This is a genomic window from Bradyrhizobium valentinum, assembly GCF_001440405.1.
GTDB classification, from domain to species: Bacteria; Pseudomonadota; Alphaproteobacteria; order Rhizobiales; family Xanthobacteraceae; genus Bradyrhizobium; species Bradyrhizobium valentinum.
In genome coordinates, this window is record NZ_LLXX01000119.1 from 36,127 (window position 1) to 53,312 (window position 17,186).

General features: G+C 62.5%; 16 protein-coding genes. 3 read left to right on the forward strand and 13 right to left on the reverse strand.

Annotated features, from left to right (window positions below; genetic code table 11):
* Positions 1-53: 53 nt before the first annotated feature.
* The 5 genes from CP49_RS18295 to CP49_RS18315 form a co-directional block, all read right to left on the reverse strand.
* Positions 54-1,136: a zinc-binding dehydrogenase gene (locus CP49_RS18295; RefSeq protein ID WP_057851833.1), complete on the reverse strand. Its 1,083-nt coding sequence runs from the start codon at positions 1,134-1,136 to the stop codon at positions 54-56.
* A 42-nt stretch (positions 1,137-1,178) separates the two neighbouring features.
* A complete protein-coding gene (locus CP49_RS18300) occupies positions 1,179-3,965 on the reverse strand; it encodes an autotransporter outer membrane beta-barrel domain-containing protein (RefSeq protein WP_057851599.1) in 2,787 nt (928 codons plus the stop codon).
* 184 nt (positions 3,966-4,149) lie between these two features.
* Positions 4,150-5,139 (reverse strand): DMT family transporter, encoded by a 990-nt coding sequence (locus tag CP49_RS18305; protein ID WP_082646085.1) that lies wholly within the window; start codon positions 5,137-5,139, stop codon positions 4,150-4,152.
* A 141-nt stretch (positions 5,140-5,280) separates the two neighbouring features.
* Complete coding sequence (locus CP49_RS18310; RefSeq protein WP_057851834.1) at positions 5,281-6,123, reverse strand: aldo/keto reductase; 843 nt, start codon at positions 6,121-6,123, stop codon at positions 5,281-5,283.
* Between the two features lie 7 nt (positions 6,124-6,130).
* Positions 6,131-6,760, reverse strand: a complete 630-nt coding sequence (locus tag CP49_RS18315) for a LysR family transcriptional regulator (RefSeq protein WP_057851601.1) — start codon at positions 6,758-6,760, stop codon at positions 6,131-6,133.
* 128 nt (positions 6,761-6,888) lie between these two features.
* Here CP49_RS18315 and CP49_RS18320 point away from each other — a divergent pair, with 128 nt between their 5' ends.
* The 3 genes from CP49_RS18320 to CP49_RS18330 are packed head-to-tail and all read left to right on the forward strand — an operon-like array spanning position 6,889 to position 8,859.
* Entirely contained in the window at positions 6,889-7,758 is an 870-nt protein-coding gene (locus CP49_RS18320) for a VOC family protein (RefSeq protein ID WP_057851602.1), read from the forward strand.
* Position 7,759: 1 nt separating this feature from the next.
* Positions 7,760-8,146, forward strand: a complete 387-nt coding sequence (locus CP49_RS18325; RefSeq protein WP_057851603.1) for a RidA family protein — start codon at positions 7,760-7,762, stop codon at positions 8,144-8,146.
* A gap of 38 nt (positions 8,147-8,184) precedes the next feature.
* The gene (locus CP49_RS18330) at positions 8,185-8,859 is read left to right on the forward strand and encodes an L-2-amino-thiazoline-4-carboxylic acid hydrolase (RefSeq protein ID WP_057851604.1); all 675 of its coding nucleotides are present in this window, start codon (positions 8,185-8,187) and stop codon (positions 8,857-8,859) included.
* Between the two features lie 275 nt (positions 8,860-9,134).
* On the opposite strand, the gene CP49_RS18335 is transcribed toward CP49_RS18330, so the two are convergent.
* The 8 genes from CP49_RS18335 to urtA all read right to left on the reverse strand — a co-directional run bounded on the left by CP49_RS18335 (position 9,135) and on the right by urtA (position 17,066).
* A complete protein-coding gene (locus CP49_RS18335) occupies positions 9,135-10,175 on the reverse strand; it encodes an aliphatic amidase (RefSeq protein WP_057851605.1) in 1,041 nt (346 codons plus the stop codon).
* 42 nt (positions 10,176-10,217) lie between these two features.
* Positions 10,218-10,565: an FmdB family zinc ribbon protein gene (locus tag CP49_RS18340; protein WP_057851606.1), complete on the reverse strand. Its 348-nt coding sequence runs from the start codon at positions 10,563-10,565 to the stop codon at positions 10,218-10,220.
* A gap of 120 nt (positions 10,566-10,685) precedes the next feature.
* On the reverse strand, positions 10,686-11,915 hold the full coding sequence (gene fmdA / locus CP49_RS18345; protein WP_057851607.1) for a formamidase: 1,230 nt from the start codon (positions 11,913-11,915) through the stop codon (positions 10,686-10,688).
* A 33-nt stretch (positions 11,916-11,948) separates the two neighbouring features.
* Complete coding sequence (gene urtE / locus CP49_RS18350; RefSeq protein ID WP_057851608.1) at positions 11,949-12,638, reverse strand: urea ABC transporter ATP-binding subunit UrtE; 690 nt, start codon at positions 12,636-12,638, stop codon at positions 11,949-11,951.
* Positions 12,639-12,709: 71 nt separating this feature from the next.
* A complete protein-coding gene (gene urtD / locus CP49_RS18355; RefSeq protein WP_057851609.1) occupies positions 12,710-13,465 on the reverse strand; it encodes an urea ABC transporter ATP-binding protein UrtD in 756 nt (251 codons plus the stop codon).
* A gap of 124 nt (positions 13,466-13,589) precedes the next feature.
* Positions 13,590-14,738 (reverse strand): urea ABC transporter permease subunit UrtC, encoded by a 1,149-nt coding sequence (urtC, locus tag CP49_RS18360; RefSeq protein WP_057851610.1) that lies wholly within the window; start codon positions 14,736-14,738, stop codon positions 13,590-13,592.
* Between the two features lie 17 nt (positions 14,739-14,755).
* Positions 14,756-15,682 (reverse strand): urea ABC transporter permease subunit UrtB, encoded by a 927-nt coding sequence (gene urtB / locus CP49_RS18365; protein ID WP_057851611.1) that lies wholly within the window; start codon positions 15,680-15,682, stop codon positions 14,756-14,758.
* Positions 15,683-15,806: 124 nt separating this feature from the next.
* On the reverse strand, positions 15,807-17,066 hold the full coding sequence (gene urtA / locus CP49_RS18370) for an urea ABC transporter substrate-binding protein (protein ID WP_057851612.1): 1,260 nt from the start codon (positions 17,064-17,066) through the stop codon (positions 15,807-15,809).
* Between the last annotated feature and the right edge of the window lie 120 nt (positions 17,067-17,186).

The following is a 17,186-nucleotide window of genomic DNA, read 5'->3' on the forward strand; positions in this document are numbered from 1 at the left end:
AGGCGCCTCCTCACCATGAGGGTTTAATGGTTGCCATATGGCTCAGAAGATCATCACCGCCACGGCTCGACGATGATCTTGGTATGCGCTTCCGGATTGGCGAGATCGGCGAACGCTTTTGCGACGCCGTCGATGCCGACGCTGGCGGTCACCATCGAGGCCGCATCGACCTGCCCTTCCGCGACCAGGCGCAAGGAGTACGCGAATTCCTCCGGCGTGTAGCCCAAGACGTACTGAACATTGAGTTCCTTGAGGATGCCGAGCATCGGCTCGGAGCGGTCGGTCTCCATGCAGACGCCGACCACGACGATGCGCGCATCGCGCGGCGCGCCTTCGAACACCTGCTGGATCAGGCCGGGAACGCCGACACATTCGAAGATCAGTGCAGGCTTCAGCGCGGGCAACAGCGCCTGCAGCGGCGGACGCGCGGCCTTTTCCTCGGGCGACATCTGGGCGTGCTCGGCCCATGTCGCATAAGGCTGCGAGCGCGCGGGATCGACGACCACGTCGGCGCCAAGCTTTTCGGCGAGTGCGCGGCGTGCCGGCGAATAATCGGCGGCAACGATCGGGTGCAATCCCCTGATCTTCAGCGCGGCGATGACCGCGAGGCCGACCGGCCCGCAGCCGATCACGAGCGGCACCTCGCCACCCCTGATGTTGGCTTTCGCCACCGCGTGGACGCCGACGGCCAGCGGTTCGGTCAGCGCGGCATGTTCGGCGGCGAGGCCGTTGGGGACCTCCAGCAGCAAGGCTTCGCTGAGCAGCATGCGCTCGGCATAGGCGCCGATATTGTCGTTGGAGTAGCCGATGCCTTGCGGGCCGTCCGCGGTCAGCAGCGCGGGAAGCGAGCAGACCCTGGTGCCGGGCTTGAATTTGCTCGTGGTGCCCGGACCGTAGTCGAGCACCTCGCAGCAGAATTCATGGCCGAACACGACATCGCGGGAAAGGTCCATCGGCTTGCGACCGGGAAAATGCTTTGCCAGCTCGACCATGCGGTGCGCGTGCTTGCGCGCGTGCAGGTCGGAGCCGCAGATGCCGCAGGCGAGCGACTTCACCAGCACCATGCCCGCGCCCGGCTTGGGCTCGGGCATCTCGTCGACGACGATCTCGCCGCTTCTGAAAATGGCAGCGCGCACCAAAGTTCCTCCCGTGGTTTCCCCTCACATTACCACGGAGGTTCACCACGCATAGCGCACAACGCCCTTCCCTGCGTAGGAATTGGTGACGTTCGAGAACTGCCCTTCGAAGATGGCGGCGGCGGACCAGCCGTTCAGCCATTTCATCTCGGCACTGCCCGTCACCAGCGCCGAGTCATACGCCTGCGCCGCGCCGTTGACGACGAAGGCCGCACCCGGCAGCGTCTGGAACAATGCCGTGACGTTGCGATCGGTATTGAAATCATGGGCCCAGGCGGCGCGGCTGCGCAGGGTCAGGATGCCGTTCGGCACGGCAAAGGATTTGTCGGTGCGAACGCCGAGTTCGGTGCGCGAAGCCGTGACGTCCTTGGCCGCATAGTTCAGCGCGAACGTGCCGGCGCCCGCCAGCACCTGCTCGGCATAGGCCGGCAGGCTGTAGGTGGTGAACTGGCCGGCGGCGTAGGGCGTGATGCCCATCCAGGGCGTCGTGTAGCGGTAGCCGCCCTCGATGCGGCCGGACCAGGCGTTGGCGTTGAACTGCGCACGCAGGCGCTCGAAGCCGGCCACCGTGACGGTGCGGTCGCTCGTCACGTCCTGCCAGCCATAGGCCGCCGCAGCGGTGATATAGGCCTTGCCGATGTTGTGACGCACGAAGGCGCCGGCCTGGAACAGATCCGAGCGCCCGGAGCCGAAACCGCGGACGCTGAAATTGGTGCCGCCGCCGGCGAGCGCAAATCCGGCCAGCGTGTCGCGCGAGAAGCGATAGTCGGCGCCAACAGCAAAACCGAACGCGCGTGCGGTCGCGTCGTTCGATCCAAGCGCGGCATTGCCTGACGTGTTGCTGCCGCCGCCATAGGCAGAACCCCAGACACTCCAGCGCTGATTGAACAAATCATTGCGCGCAACATCCGCCTTGGTCGGGAACTTGGCGAAGGCGTCGCGCGCGGCTCGGGGCTTCTTCGCGGCATAGCCGAGCGCGCTCTCTTCGGTGAACGGGATCGCACCGGTGTTGCCACTGAGGCCGCCATTGCGGCCCGCCACGAACGGATCTGAGATCAGCGAGAGGAACAGGTTCATGGCATCAAAAGTCGCCTGCTGCGAGCCGGTCGCGAGTTCGCCGGAGACCTGCGTCAGGCCGGCCGGCGACAGCGAGGCGAAGCCGGCCGGAATGCCGCCGGTGGTATTGAAGAAATTGGTCAGCGCGTTGGCGACGTTCTGCTGATTGACATTGAGGCCGCCGCCATAGTTCAGCGCAAAATTCAGATAGACGTTGTTGGCGTCGTAGCTGAGGGCCGGGTTCAGGTTAGGCGAAACGCCAGATACCACCGGGTTGAACGTGTCGGGCACGCCGCCGGTCGCGGTCAGGATCGTGTACTGCTTCGTCACCGTACCGCTGGGAATGACGACGACGGTGGCGCCGCCAAGGGTCGCCACGCCGCTGACCCGGGTCAGATCGCTGCTCGCGCCTGAGACCTCGACCATGTAGCTCGAAGCCGCCGAAAACGTCAGGCTGCCCGCCACGTTGAGCGTGCCGATCGAATTGCCCGGCGCCAGCGTACCGCCATTGACGAAGACATTGTCGATCGTGCCGATGCCGCCGAGCGTGCCGCCGGCATTGACGGTCACGAGACCGTTGATCACGCCGTTGACCGAGAGCGTGCCGCCGAGCACGTTCCAGTTCTGCGCGCCAGTGCCGATGACGCTCCAGTTCGAGCTGTCGACCTTATTGAAGGTCGAGAAGTCTCTATACTGCTGGCCGGCGCCGATCAGGCTGAGGTTGAAGGTGTCCTTGCCGGTGCCGCCGAGCTGAAGCGTGTCGATGCCGGTGCCGAGCACGAAGCCGTTGATGACGCTGCCCGGGCCCAGCGTCAGCACATTGGGGATGCCGCAGCCGCCGCAGAACTCGATCGCCGCGGAGCCGGTCGCGGCGTTGATGGTGCCCGAATTGAAAACGGTGCCGGTGCCGCTGACGAGGATACCCGTCGCGCCGGCGCCGACGTTGATAGTCCCGGTGTTGATGATGGAGTTGCTGCCGACGAAACTGGTGACGACGATGCCGGCGCCGCCATTTCCAACGGTGATAGTGCCGCTGTTGGTGATGGTGTTGAAATCGTCACCCACGACGATGCCGACGGAATTGTCGCCGAGCAGGATGCGGCCGCTGTTGTTGATCGTGCCGGACGGGCCAAGGAAAGTGACACCGGCGCTTCCTACACCGCCATTAATCGTGCCGCTGTGGGTGATCACCGCGCGATCCCCCTGCGCGGAGATTGCCGCCGCACTGTCGGTGACAGTGATCGTCCCACTGCTTGCAATCTTTGCGTCGTTGCCAAACACGTCGATGCCGACGCCAGAATCGCCCGCCGCAATGGCGCCGGCGTTGCCGATCGTCCCGCGCTCGCCATGCAAGGAGATGCCCGCGGCATTGGCACCAACGGTGATGATTCCGCTCGCGAGATTGTTGGTAGTGTTGTCGTCACTCAATACGAAGATGCCGTTGCTGAATGCCGCCGCGGTCAACGTGCCGCTATTGGTGATCGTGCTGCCGAAATCCAGGACGCTGATCGCTGCGCCGCCGCCGTCGCCAACGATTGCCCCGGGCAGTACATTGACGGTGAGATTACTGACGCCGCCGCCGGCCTGAAAGCCGCCCGGGGTGTTGCCGCTGCAGGTGACGGTCTGGCCGCTCGATGCCGGATCGGGCGTGCAAGCCGCGTTCGCGGGCGTCGTCAGGCCAGGACCGACGAGAAATGCCGATATCGCGACTGCGCATGCAGCCGCATCCCGGCGACGTCGGCCCTGCGCCGACGACAGCAACTGAAAATGCAACGCCCGAACCCCATTCCCCGGCGCTCTGCGGCGCCATCGGAACTCACTAGCATGGGTTCCGCCGTGGAATTACGGATGCGAGGTTGAATCCGGCAGATTTGCGCCACAACCAGGCGTTTTGCGGCGCCGCTGTGGCACTCGCGCCACGTCTCGGCGGCCCAGCTACGACAGCGGCCGGGCAGAATCAGGCGTTTGGCGACGGCTCGCCCGAGACGGAGAGAAGCTGCGAGCGCCTGATACGCTCGCGATGGGCGGTATAGAGCCCGCTGGCAACGATGAAGGCAGCGCCGGTGATGGTGTAGGCGTCAGGGACCTCGCCGAAGACCAGGAAGCCGAGCACGCTGACCCACAGCAATTGCATATAGGAGAACGGCGCCAGCACGGAGGCGTCGGCGTACCGGAACGCCAGCACCACGATCCACTGCCCCGCGGTCGAAGCGACGCCGATCAAAACGCCGAAGGCGATGTCGTGCCAGGTCGGCGTCACCCAGACGAACGGCACCAGCGCGGAGAGAATGAAGAGGCCCGCGATCGATGAATAAGTCATGGTGGTGATGGCGCGTTCGGTGCCGCTCATCATCCGCGTCATGATCAGCGTGCAGGCCCAGGCCAGCGCCGAGACCAGCGGAAAGAACGCCGCCGGGTGAAACGCGCCGGTGCCCGGACGCAGGATAATGAGCACACCGATCAGGCCCACTGCGGTGGCGATCCAGCGGCGCAGGCCGACCTTTTCGCCGAGGAAAATAATCGACAGCGCCGTGACGAACAGCGGCGCGACGAATCCGGTGGCGGAGGCTTCGGCGATGGGAAGGAACCGCAGGCCGGAGATGAAGAACAGCGACGAGCCAAGCAGCGCCGCGCCGCGCAACAGATGCAGGCCGCGGCGTTTGGTCTGCAGCGCAAAGAGCGGGGAACCCGGCATCATAGCCGGCGTCATGATCAGCGCGAACACCAGGAAGCGGATCCAGGCGATCTCGATCGAGGGCAGCGTCGCCGAGAGGTATTTCGCCGTCACGTCGGAGGCGCCGAGAAAGACCGTCGAGGCCAGCACCAGCGCGATGCCCTTGAACGGCCGGTCGGCGCGCGCGGGCGCCTTGCGGGCGACGGACTTCTTCTCGGGCAAAGGTAATGGAGCGCTGTCCAGCCTCGCGGCTGCGGCGGGGGGCGGTGTCACGGCAATCTCGAAAGGCAGTAGTGTTCGAATCGGGCGAGGCTATAAAAAACACCAGATCGCGGGAGGCGACTAGGTCCGAAAACAGGATGCGGATATGCGCGGAGGGCGCGATTGCAATACTTTGTTAAGGACGGTGTTCCGTCAGAGCATCGGCAAGCCGCGCGGCTTGGGCCCGCGCGGAAACGCCTTATCGAGCGCGGCGATTTCCGCATCGCTCAGCTTCAAATCGCCTGCGCCGGCATTCTCCGCCGCGTGTTCCACACTCGAGGCTTTGGGAATCGCGAGCACGGATGACAGACGCGTGAGAAACGCCAGCGCGACCTGACGCGGACTCGCCTTGTGCGCATCCGCAAGCGCCTGCAGTACCTCGCCGCCCTTGCTGCGCGCGGGCGGAAAATCATTATGTCCGAACGGCGAATAGGCGACGACGGCGACACCGTGCTTCTCGCACCACGGGATGACCGCATGCTCGATCGCGCGCTCCTGCAGATGGTAGAGCACCTGGTTGCAGGCGATCTTGCCCTCGCCCGCGACATCGAGCAACTCGTCGAGATCGTCAGAATCGAAATTGCTGACACCCCAGGAGCGGATTTTTCCGGCAGCCACCAGTTCGTCGAACGCCGCCACCGTCTCCTCGAATGGATACGAGCCGCGCCAGTGCAGGAGATAGCAATCGAGATGATCGGTCTTCAGCCGCTTCAGGGACCGCTCGCAAGCCGTGATGGCGCCGCGCCGCGAGGCGTTGCTCGGCAGCACCTTTGAGACGAGGAAGAGTTTTTCGCGCGGCAAGCCGGCGATGGCGTCTGCGATCACGAGCTCGGCGTCGCCATACATCTCGGCGGTGTCGATATGCGTCATGCCTGTCTCGATGCCACGGCGCAACGCCGCGACGGCCGCCTTGCGGTCGCCGCGGTCGAGATACCAGGTGCCCTGCCCGATCACGGATACGTCGGGGCCATGCGTGCCGAATTTTTTCTGTTTCAAGATCACCTCAACTTCTGACGATGCCGACCAAACGATGACGGCGATGTAGTGCGAGCGAGTTATCGGCCGGCAGGCCGCGCAGCCAATCGCGGAAGCTTGATATCTCGGGACAATCCGCCGTACCGGCAGGCGCGATCAGCCAATCGCCGAGTCCAGAGCCTTCCGTCACGCGGTCGCAGCGGTAGCCCGGATGGTGGCCGACCCCGCGGGCGATCAGCACATCGACCTTGCCTTCGATCAACTCGTGCAAGCCCGCGGGCTGCAGCACCCGCAAGCCGATTTCGGCGTGGCTTGAGCGAAACTGCTCCAGTTCCAGACGGCGCAGATCGAAGCTGCCGTGCACGCCGAGCTGCAGCAGCGCCGCGCCGACTGGCTTCAATTGCGCAGTCGCATCGGCGATGCGACGAAAGCCGTCGGATACTTCCGGCAGATAGGCCTGGCCGGCCGCGGTCAAGATGAGCTGCTTATGCAGCCGTTCGAACAGGCGCACGCCCAGACGCGCCTCCAGTGCCTTCACCTGCTGCCCCACGGCGGCGGGTGTCACATGCAGCTCATGCGCGGCGAGCTTGAAACTGAGATGCCGCGCCGCGGCTTCGAATGCGCGGAGCGCATTAAGCGGTGGAAGGATGTAGGTCATCACCGTCCAGTTTGTCACTGATAGGCGCTGGCCTTGCAATAGATTTTCTTGCGCTGAACCACAGCAACAATGCTTTGCCCCGCCGTGATGCCGCCGGTTACGGTCAGCCCGCAGCATCCGGAGACCCCATGCCCCGCCGTCTAGATCATCTCGTCATTTGTGTCCGCGATCTGACGCAGGCTGCGCTGGATTGGCAGACGCTCGGTTTTAACCTCACGCCGACCGGCGTGCATCCGTTCGGAACCAGCAACCGCCTCGCGATGTTCGGGAACAATTTTCTGGAGCTGCTGGCCGTCACCGATGCTGCGGCGGTGCCGCCAGCCGCGCCAGGTCAGTTCAGCTTCGGCGCCCACAACCGGGATTTTCTTACCGCCGCTGAGGGAATGTCGATGCTGGCTTTGCACAGCGACGACGCCCATGCCGATGCGGCGCGCTTTAAGGCCAATCACATCGGCGCCTATGCGCCATTTGATTTTGGCCGCGACGCGGTGCTTCCGGGCGGAGGCACCGCACGCCTCGAGTTTTCACTGGCCTTCGCCACTGGGTCCGCCATGCCCGGGATCGCCTTTTTCACCTGCGAGCAGCGTCACCCGCCGGAGCTGTTCTGGAAGCCCCAGTATCAGCGCCACCCCAACGGCGCCTTACGCGTGATCGAAGTCGTGATGTCGGCGCCGGAGCCGGCGGCGCACCGCAGCTTCCTCGAGCACCTCACGGAAAGTACGGCCCAGCTTGTGCCGGGACGACTGACGGTCGGGGCAAGCGGCGACCGGATCACCGTGCTCGGTCCGGCCGAGATGGCGCGCCGGCTGCCGGGCCTCGCCGGCGATACATCGCCGCGCTTTTGCGCAGCGCGTTTGGCGGTCACCGATCTGGATGCGACAAGGCAGGTATTGAAAAACAACGGCGCCACCTTCGAGGTTGCCGGCGCTGTGCTTCTGATCCCGCCCGCGGTGTCGCACGGCCTGGCGCTGGAATTCGTCGAACAGGAGACAATGTAACATGGCTCAAATCGTCCGCCATAATCCCGCAAGCGTCCACGCTCCCTCCAGCGGCTACAGCATGGGGCTCGAACTTTCCCAGCATCGCCGGCTGCTGTTCGTCAGCGGCCAGGTACCGGAAAAAGCTGATGGCAGCGTGCCCGAAGGTTTCGAGGCGCAATGCGAGCAAGCCTGGCGCAACGTCATCGAGGTACTCAGCGCTGCCGGCCTCGGCGTCGAGCATCTGGTCAAGATCAATACCTTCCTGACCGACCGAAGCCAGGTCACGGCCAACCGCGCGGTTCGCCGCAAGATGCTGCACGGACATGAGCCCGCATCCACGGTGATGATTGCTGAAACCGTCGATGGAAAATGGTTGCTGGAGATCGAGGCGATCGCTGCGGAATGAAAGGCGTAGTAGCGGTGCTGGAGAGGATGTGATGTCCTATGCCTGAAATTCATCCCTTCTACGAGACGCATCGCGGTGCAATGGAGGCCGCCATGCGCCAACGCCTCGACCTTGCCGAAGCGACGCTGCGCGAGCAGGCGCAGCTATCCAACATTGACGGGATCAAACAGGAGGTGATGGACGAATTCGAAATCGTGCTCATCCAGATGCCTTATGTCGGCGGCGCGGCAAGTCGCATGAGCGATTTCTTCATGCGTTTAATGGGCTTTATGGCCATCGGCCGGGTGCTCCGCCGACACGGTGTGCCGCTGCCCGTGATCGGCAATATCGAGCGAGAAACCTACAAGGCGCAATTGCTCACCGTACCCGAAGCCGAACGGCTCGCCTCGGGGCGTCAGTTCATGTCGCCAGAGAATCAGACCTTGCTGCGCGAGCAGGCTGCAAAAAGCCATGAGGAAGAATATCCGGAAGATTTCGTCTACGATTTCGTCGAGCCGGCGCCGGGCGACAACTTTGAATTCGGCATCGACTACAAGGCTTGTGGCTTCTGCAAATTCGCGGCTGGCCACGGAGATAAAGAAATCCTGCCGCACATTTGCGGGCTTGATTTCGAAGCCTACGCAACTCGTGGCATTCGTTTGGAACGAACCCAAACGCTGGCTGGCGGCGCTAGCCACTGCAATTTTCGCTTCTCCCGCCTCGAAACAAAGTAGCTTCGGTGGGCAAAGGCGCGTAGCGCCGTGCTCACCATCTCACAGCGACGTTCATCGCGAATGGTGGGCACGCTTCCGCCTTCGCTCGCGGCGAGCAAGTCGCTTTGCCACCCTACGATTTACTGCGAGTTGCCAGACCTCATCCTGAGGAGCCGCGGAGCGGCGTCTCGAAGGATGAATGGCGCCAGCGGGGCCTCGTGGTTCGAGACGGCGCTGCGCGCCTCCTCACCATGAGGGTTTAATGGCTGTTGCCACATCAACCAAGATGTCTATCGTCAGTAATTGCTCGCCGTCGCCTGGTTCGGGATACCGTCGATCGGGCACTCGTCGGTGCCCGCGGTCGGCCGCGTCATCGCCTCGACCATTTCGCGGGTGCCTTCGGGGTCGGCAATCCACTTCGCATAGAAATCATAGGGACACGCGGCAACGCCGCGCGCGCTTTCGCCGGAATTGATCATGCCGGTGTAGCCGCGATGCAAGAGCTTGAAGAGATGGTTCTGCGACTGGCCGTTGCGGCGGGCATCGCGGATCAGGCTCTTCGATAGTCCCGCGTACTGGATGCCGTACTCTTCCTCGCCGGTTTCGCCCAGGGTGCGGCCGTCGAAGCCGATGATCGCGGAGTGACCGAAATAGGAATAGACGCCGTCGAAGCCGGCGGCATTGGCGACCGCGACATAGACATTGTTGGCCCAGGCCATCGCCTTGGAAATCAGGATCTGCTGCTCCTTGGCCGGATACATGTAGCCCTGGCAGCGCACGATCAGCTCGGCGCCCTTCATGGCGCAGTCGCGCCAGATCTCCGGAAAGTTGCCGTCGTCGCAGATGATCAGGCTGACCTTCAGACCCTTCGGGCCTTCCGACATATAGGTGCAGTTGCCGGGATACCAACCTTCGATCGGCACCCATGGCATGATCTTGCGGTACTTCTGGACGATCACGCCCTGGTCGTTCATCAGGATCAGGGTATTGTAGGGCGCCTTGTGCGGGTGCTCCTCGTGGCGCTCGCCCGTGAGCGAGAACACGCCCCAGACCTTGGCCTTGCGGCAGGCTTCGGCGAAGATGTCGGTCTCGGCACCCGGGACCTGCGAGGCGGTCTCGTACATCTCCTTCGAGTCGTACATGATGCCGTGAGTGGAATATTCCGGAAAGATCACGAGGTCCATGCCCGGCAGGCCGAGCTTCATACCCACAATCATGTCGGCAATCTTGCGCGCGTTATCGAGCACCTCGGCCTTGGTGTGCAGGCGCGGCATCTTGTAATTGACGACTGCGACGCCGACTGTGTCGTTGCTGGAAGAAATGTCACCGTGAAGCATTGCATCGCCTCTTGTTCTGGTTTGAGTTTGACGGATCGCGCCTCAGTGGCTGATCATCCAGGGCCGCGCGGTGGGAAAGCCCTTGGCCCCGCTTCTTGTCTTCGTCATAAGCCGGGCCGGCTTCTGCTTTCCGGTTGAACAGCAGCCGCAACCGGGGCCGTGCGAGGCCTTGTATTCGCCGAGCGTCTTCGGCGCATTGGCGCTGCGTTCGTTGGTGGCGTGCGCCTTCCGCTTGTCTGACGGCATGCAAAAGAACGCCGGTGCGGTCAGGATCACCCGCGGCGATTCAGTCTCGCAGCGCGGGCAGTCCTGCGGGTCCTCGAATTCGGCCATCGGCCGTATGTCCGTAAACGGGCCGCAATTGTTGCAGAGATATTCGTAGACGGGCATCTGCATTTCCTTGAAGGGGCGAGTAGCGAATGGTGAGTAGCGAATGGATTCCATTCGCCGCGATTGGCGGACGCGGGCCGGCCGGCACGCATGCCGTCCCGCATCCTTCTCGCGCAGGGATCACTTGTCCGGCGAGATCGGCATCTGGATGTCGCCCTTGATGTGTTTGATCGGCCCCGCTGAGGACGGCATGATGTCGAAGTCGAAAATCTCCGTCGGCAGCCACAGCGTGGCGCAGGCGTTGGGCACGTCGACCACGCCCGAGATGTGGCCCTGGCATGGCGCGGTGCCGAGGATCGAATAGGCCTGCGCGCCGGAATAGCCGAACTTCTTCAGGTATTCGATCGCGTTTAAACAGGCCTGCCGGTAGGCGATGTGGACGTCGAGGTAATGCTGCTTGCCGGCCTCGTCGACCGAGATGCCCTCGAAGATCAGGTAGTCCTTGTAGTTCGGTGTGATCGGTGACGGCTTGAACACGGGATTCTTGATGCCGTACTTGGCGACGCCGTCCTTGATGATATCGACCTTGAGGTGCAGCCAGCCGGCCATCTCGATCGCGCCGCAGAAGGTGATCTCGCCGTCGCCCTGGCTGAAGTGCAGATCGCCCATCGAAAGGCCGCCGCCGGGCATATAGACCGGGAAGTAGATCTTTGAGCCCCGCGACAGATCCTTGATGTCGCAATTGCCGCCATGCTCGCGCGGCGGCACGGTGCGCGCGCCTTCCGCGCCGACCTTGGCCTTGGCATCGCCCTTGGCGCGGCCGGCGTGAGCGGTCGCGGCAAACGGCGGATTGGCAAGGCCCGGCACGCGGGTCGGATTGGTCGCGATCAGTGCGGTCTCGCGCTCGTTCCAGGTTGCCAGCAATTTCGGATCGGGCAGACAGCCGATCAGGCCGGGGTGGATCAGGCCGGCAAAATTCACGCCCGGCACGTGGCGCGACGACGTATAGAGACCCTTGATGTCCCAGATCGATTTCTGCGCCAGCGGGAAATGATCGGTCAGGAAGCCGCCGCCATTCTGCTTGGAGAAGAACCCGTTAAAGCCCCAGAGGCTTTCCTTGAGCGGGCCTACATCGAGCAGATCGACCACGAGCAGATCGCCGGGCTCGGCACCCTTGACGCCGATCGGGCCGGACAGGAAGTGCACGATCGAGAGATCGATATCGCGCACGTCATCGGCGGAATCGTTGTTCTTGATGAAGCCGCCGGTCCAGTCATAGGTCTCGATGATGAAATCATCGCCCGGATTGACCCACGCCACCATCGGAATATCGGGATGCCAGCGGTTGTGGATCATGTCGTTGTCGTAGGCCGACTTCGAAAGATCGACCTTGATCAGTGTCTCTGGCATCGATAGCTCCCCTTTTTAAACACAGGCTAAGGTTCAGACGGACAGATATTTCGAGACCTGCGCGGCATCGACGCTGTCGCGCGGATCGTCGCGGACGATCTCGCCGTTTTCGATCACCAGCACGCGATCGGCGATATCGAGCGCAAAGCTAAGGACCTGCTCGGAGACGACGATCGACAGGCCGCGCTCGTCGCGAATCCGCTTCAGGGTCCGCGCCATGTCCTTGATGATCGATGGCTGAATGCCCTCGGTCGGCTCGTCCAGCAGCAGCACTTTCGGCTTGGTGGCGAGCGCGCGGGCGATCGCGAGCTGCTGCTGCTGACCGCCGGAGAGGTTACCGCCGCGGCGGCTTTTCATTTCGAGCAGAACCGGAAACAGTTCATAGATGTCTTCGGGTACCTCCGAGCCACCCGACACCACAAGCCCGGTTTCGATGTTTTCCTTTACCGTCATAGTCGAGAAGATCATGCGACCCTGCGGCACGTAGGCGAGCCCCTTGGCGACGCGCTCGTAGCTCGGCAGCGCGCTGAGCTCGGTGCCGTCCATGCTCACCGAGCCGCTCTTGGCCGGCAGGATGCCCATCAGCGACTTCATCAGCGTGGTCTTGCCCATGCCGTTTCGGCCCATGATCGCGACGATCTCGTTGGGCGCCACCGATACGTTGAGGCCGTGCAGCACCTCGCTCTGGCCGTAGGCGACGTGAAGATCCGAAATAGCAAGCATTGTCCCCCACTCCATATTTTCCGGCGCATGATCTTGTCCGGAAACCGGACGCCACTTTCCGGGATCATGCGCTAATGCCCGAGATAAACTTCGATCACCTTCGGATCGTTCTTGACCTTCTCCATCGTGCCCTCGGAGATGATCTGGCCCTGGTGCAGCACCGTGACCTTGTGGGCGATGTCCTCGACGAATTTCATGTCGTGCTCGATAACGAGCACCGAGCGATCCTTGATGATGCGGTTGAGCAGCTCCGCGGTCTTGGCGCGCTCGCTGACGCTCATGCCGGCGACAGGCTCGTCGAGCATCAGGAGCTCCGGGTCCTGGATCAGCAACATGCCGATCTCGAGCCACTGCTTCTGGCCATGGCTGAGCTGGTCGGCATAGGTGTCGAGACGATCCTTCAGGAAGATCATCTCGGCGACCTCCTCGACGCGCTGCTTCACGGCGTCATCGCGCTGGAAGGCGAGCGAGCCGAACACGGTGCGGCCGCGCGGATAGGAAATCTCCAGGTTCTCGAACACGGTCAGGTCCTCGAACACCGACGGCGTCTGGAACTTGCGCCCGACGCCGGTCTGCACGATCTGGTTCTCCTTCAGCTTCGTCAGCTCCTTGCCGCGAAACTGGATCGAACCTGAGGTCGCCTTGGTCTTTCCGCAGATCAGGTCGAGCACCGTGGTCTTGCCGGCGCCGTTGGGGCCGATGATGACGCGGATCTCGTTCTCCTCGACATAGAACGAGAGGTTGTTCACGGCCTTGAAACCGTCGAATGACACCGTGAGCGCTTCGACCGCGAGCAGGAAGGGTTTGGGCTGGTGACCGATGAGCATGATCTATTTCCTCATTCCGCCAGTGTGGCATCGGCAACCGAGGTGACCGATGAGCATGATCTATTTCCTCATTCCGCCAGTGTGGCATCGGCAACCGAGGTGACCGATGAGCATGCTTGCCTCCTCACTCTGCCGGCGCACCGTCAGCGACCGAATTGCCGGCCCACGGGCTGCCCGACTTTGATTTGCGCGATGCCAGCAGCCGGTCGATGCGCGGCTGAACGTAATCAGCCCAGATTCCCGACAGGCCGTTCGGGAAGGCCAGCACGACCGCGATGAACAACGCGCCGAGGCCGAACAGCCAGAGCTGCGGGAAGGATTCCGAAAGGCCGGTCTTGGCAAAATTGACCAGCAGCGCCCCCCACACCGCGCCGAAGATCGACATCCTCCCGCCGACCGCGGTGTAGATCACCATTTCGATCGACGGCACGATGCCGACAAAGGACGGCGACATGAAACCGACATTGAGCGCAAACATGGCGCCCCCTATCGCGGCGAAGATCGCAGCCATGCAGAAGGCAAAGATCTTGAAGTTGGCGACGCTGTAGCCGGAGAAGCGGACGCGATCTTCCTGTTCGCGCATCGCCACCAGGATGCGGCCAAGCTTTGTCAGCCTGATGAATTGCGCGATGAGGATGCAGCCGAACAGCAGGAACACTTCAAAGAAGTAGAGAATGATCTTGGCGTGGTCCGGCCTGATGTCCCATCCCTTCAGCGTTCGCAGGTCGGTCATGCCGTTGATGCCCCCGGTGTAGCCCTGCTGCCCGACGATCAGAATGGTCAGGATGGCGGCGACGGCCTGGGTGATGATCGCGAAATAGGTGCCGCCGACACGGCGCTTGAACATTGCGGTGCCGATGATCAGAGCGAAGAGGCCTGGGACCAGGATGATGGCGAGAACGGTGAAGGTGAGACTGTGGAACGGCTGCCAGAACAGGGGCAGCGCGGTGATCTGGTTCCAGTCCATGAAATCCGGGATACCGGGCGTGGACTGGATCTTGGTGTTCTCGACGCTGGATGCTTCCAGCTTGAGAAACATCGCCATGCAGTAGCCGCCAAGGCCGAAGAACACGCCCTGCCCCAGGCTCAGGATGCCGCCATATCCCCAACAAAGCACGAGGCCGATCGCGACAAAGGCGTAGGTCAGATATTTCGCGACCAGGTTGAGACGGAACACATCCAGCGACAGGGGCAGGATCACGACCAGGACCAGGGCCAGCGCAACGAAGCCAATGAGCTCGGATCGATTGAAAAAGCGCGAGGTGATGATCATGACCGTGCCTGCTTTCGTTATTTGCGGACCTTGAGGGCGAACAGACCCTGCGGCCGCAGCATCAGAATTCCGACGACGGCGAGAAGCGTGAGCACCTTGGCCATCGACCCCGACGTGAAGAACTCCAGCGTCGACTGGGTCTGCGAGATCGAAAAAGCGGAGGCGATGGTGCCGAGCAGGCTGGCTGCGCCGCCGAACACGACCACCAGGAAGGTGTCGACGATGTAGAGCTGGCCCGACGTCGGTCCGGTCGAACCGATCATGGTGAAGGCGCTTCCGGCTACGCCGGCGATGCCGCAGCCGAGTCCGAAGGTGTAGCGATCGACCTTCTCTGTATTGATGCCGACGGCGCCGGCCATGATACGGTTCTGCACGACGGCGCGGACCTGGCGGCCCCAGCGCGACTTGTACAAGACATAGGAGACCACGATGGTGATCAGCACGGTCAGGCCCATCACGAACACGCCGTTGATCGGGACCTCGATGCTGTCAGTGACCTTGAGCGAGCCCAGCATCCATTGCGGCAGCTCGACTCCGACTTCGCGGGCGCCGAATACCGAACGATAGGTCTGCTGGAGGATGAGGCTGAGGCCCCAGGTGGCGAGCAGCGTATCGAGCGGGCGCTTGTAGAGATGGCGGATCAGCCCCCATTCGACCAGCATCCCCAATGCGCCGGAGGCAATGAATGCCAGGATCATCGCGAGGAAAAAATATCCTGAAAACAGTGATGGCAGATAGCTCTGGAATAAACTCGACGTCATCCAGGTGACGTAGGCGCCGAGGATCATGAACTCGCCATGCGCCATGTTGATGACGCCCATCTGGCCGAAGATGATCGCAAGGCCGAGCGCCATCAGAACGTAGACGGAAAACAGGATCAGGCCCGCAAAACCCTGCATGACGAAGATGGAGCCCAGATCGCCAATCGAGTAGTCGCCGAACATCTGACTTCTCCGTCGGGGGATAAGGTCCCGCGCGCGAGCAAAGTCGCGACGCGGGGTCGTCAAGCGTGGATTGACGGTCCACGCCAGGGAGCTGCTGGAGAAAGTGGCGGAAGCGTTCGCGCGCTTACTGGTAGCCCTTCGGGAACGGATCGGGCTCGATCAGATCGGCGGTTTCGAAGATCAGTTCGAACTGGCCATCGAGCTTGGCGCGCCCGACCCGGGTCTTCGACCAGAGGTGATGGTTTTCATGGATGCGCACGTAGCCTTCGGGTGCGTCCTTGAATTCGACGCCGGCTGAGGCGGCTGCGATCTTGTCGATGTCGAAGCTACCGGCCTTCTCGACGGTCAACTTCCACAGCCACGGACCGAGATAGGCGGCCTGCGTTACGTCGCCGATCACGGTCTTCTCGCCCCACAGCTTCTTGAAGGCGGGAACGAACGTTTTGTTGTTGGCGTTGTCGAGCGACTGGAAATACTTCATGCAGGCATAGGCGCCCGCGATGTTCTCGCCGCCGATGCCGTCGATTTCATCCTCGGTCACCGAGATCGTCAGCAGCGCCTGCTTCGATAAGTCGACGCCGGCCGCCTTGAGCTGCTTGTAGAAGGCGACGTTCGAACCGCCGACGACGTCGGTGAAGATCACGTCGGGCTTGGTCAGCTTGATCTTGTTGATCACCGAATTGAACTGGGTGCTGCCGAGCGCGTAGTACTCTTCGCCAACGACCTTGCCCTTCAGCACGTTCTCGACGTGCTTGCGCGCGATCTTGTTCGAGGTGCGCGGCCAGATGTAGTCCGAGCCGATGAAGAAGAACGATTTGGCGCCCTTCTCCTTGGCGATCCAGTTCAGGCCGGCGAGAATCTGCTGGGTTGCTTCCTGGCCGGTGTAGATGACGTTCTTGGACTGCTCGAGACCTTCATAGAAGGTCGGATAATAGAGCATGCCGTTGTACTGCTCCATGACCGGCAGCACCGCCTTGCGGGATGCCGAGGTCCAGCAACCCATGATCGCCGCGACCTTGTCGTTGACCAGAAGCTTCTTGGCCTTTTCGGCAAACGTCGGCCAATCGCTGGCGCCGTCTTCCTGGATGAACTTGATCTTGCGGCCGAGCACGCCGCCGGCGGCATTGATCTGTTCGATCGCGAGCTTTTCGGCCTGGATCGAGCCGGTCTCCGAGATCGCCATCGTGCCGGTGGCCGAATGCAGGATACCGACGGTGACTTCGGTATCGGTTACCGCGAGGCCCGTCGTGTTGACGGTGGCGGTTGCGGGACCGGCCCCGAACGAGGGTCGGGGAAGGATCGAAACGAGCGGCAACGCCGCCGCGCCCATCAGCAGTTTGCGGCGAAGCGGAGACTGCAGGCCCCTGTTTGGTTCGTCTGACATGAGCACCCCATTTTTGTCGTGAACGCGCTTTGGTCACGCGAGGATGCCCAGATTTGTGCACTGCACAGATACGTGGGATTGCGTATACTGCACCGCAAAATAGCGACGTAGATTTTGGTA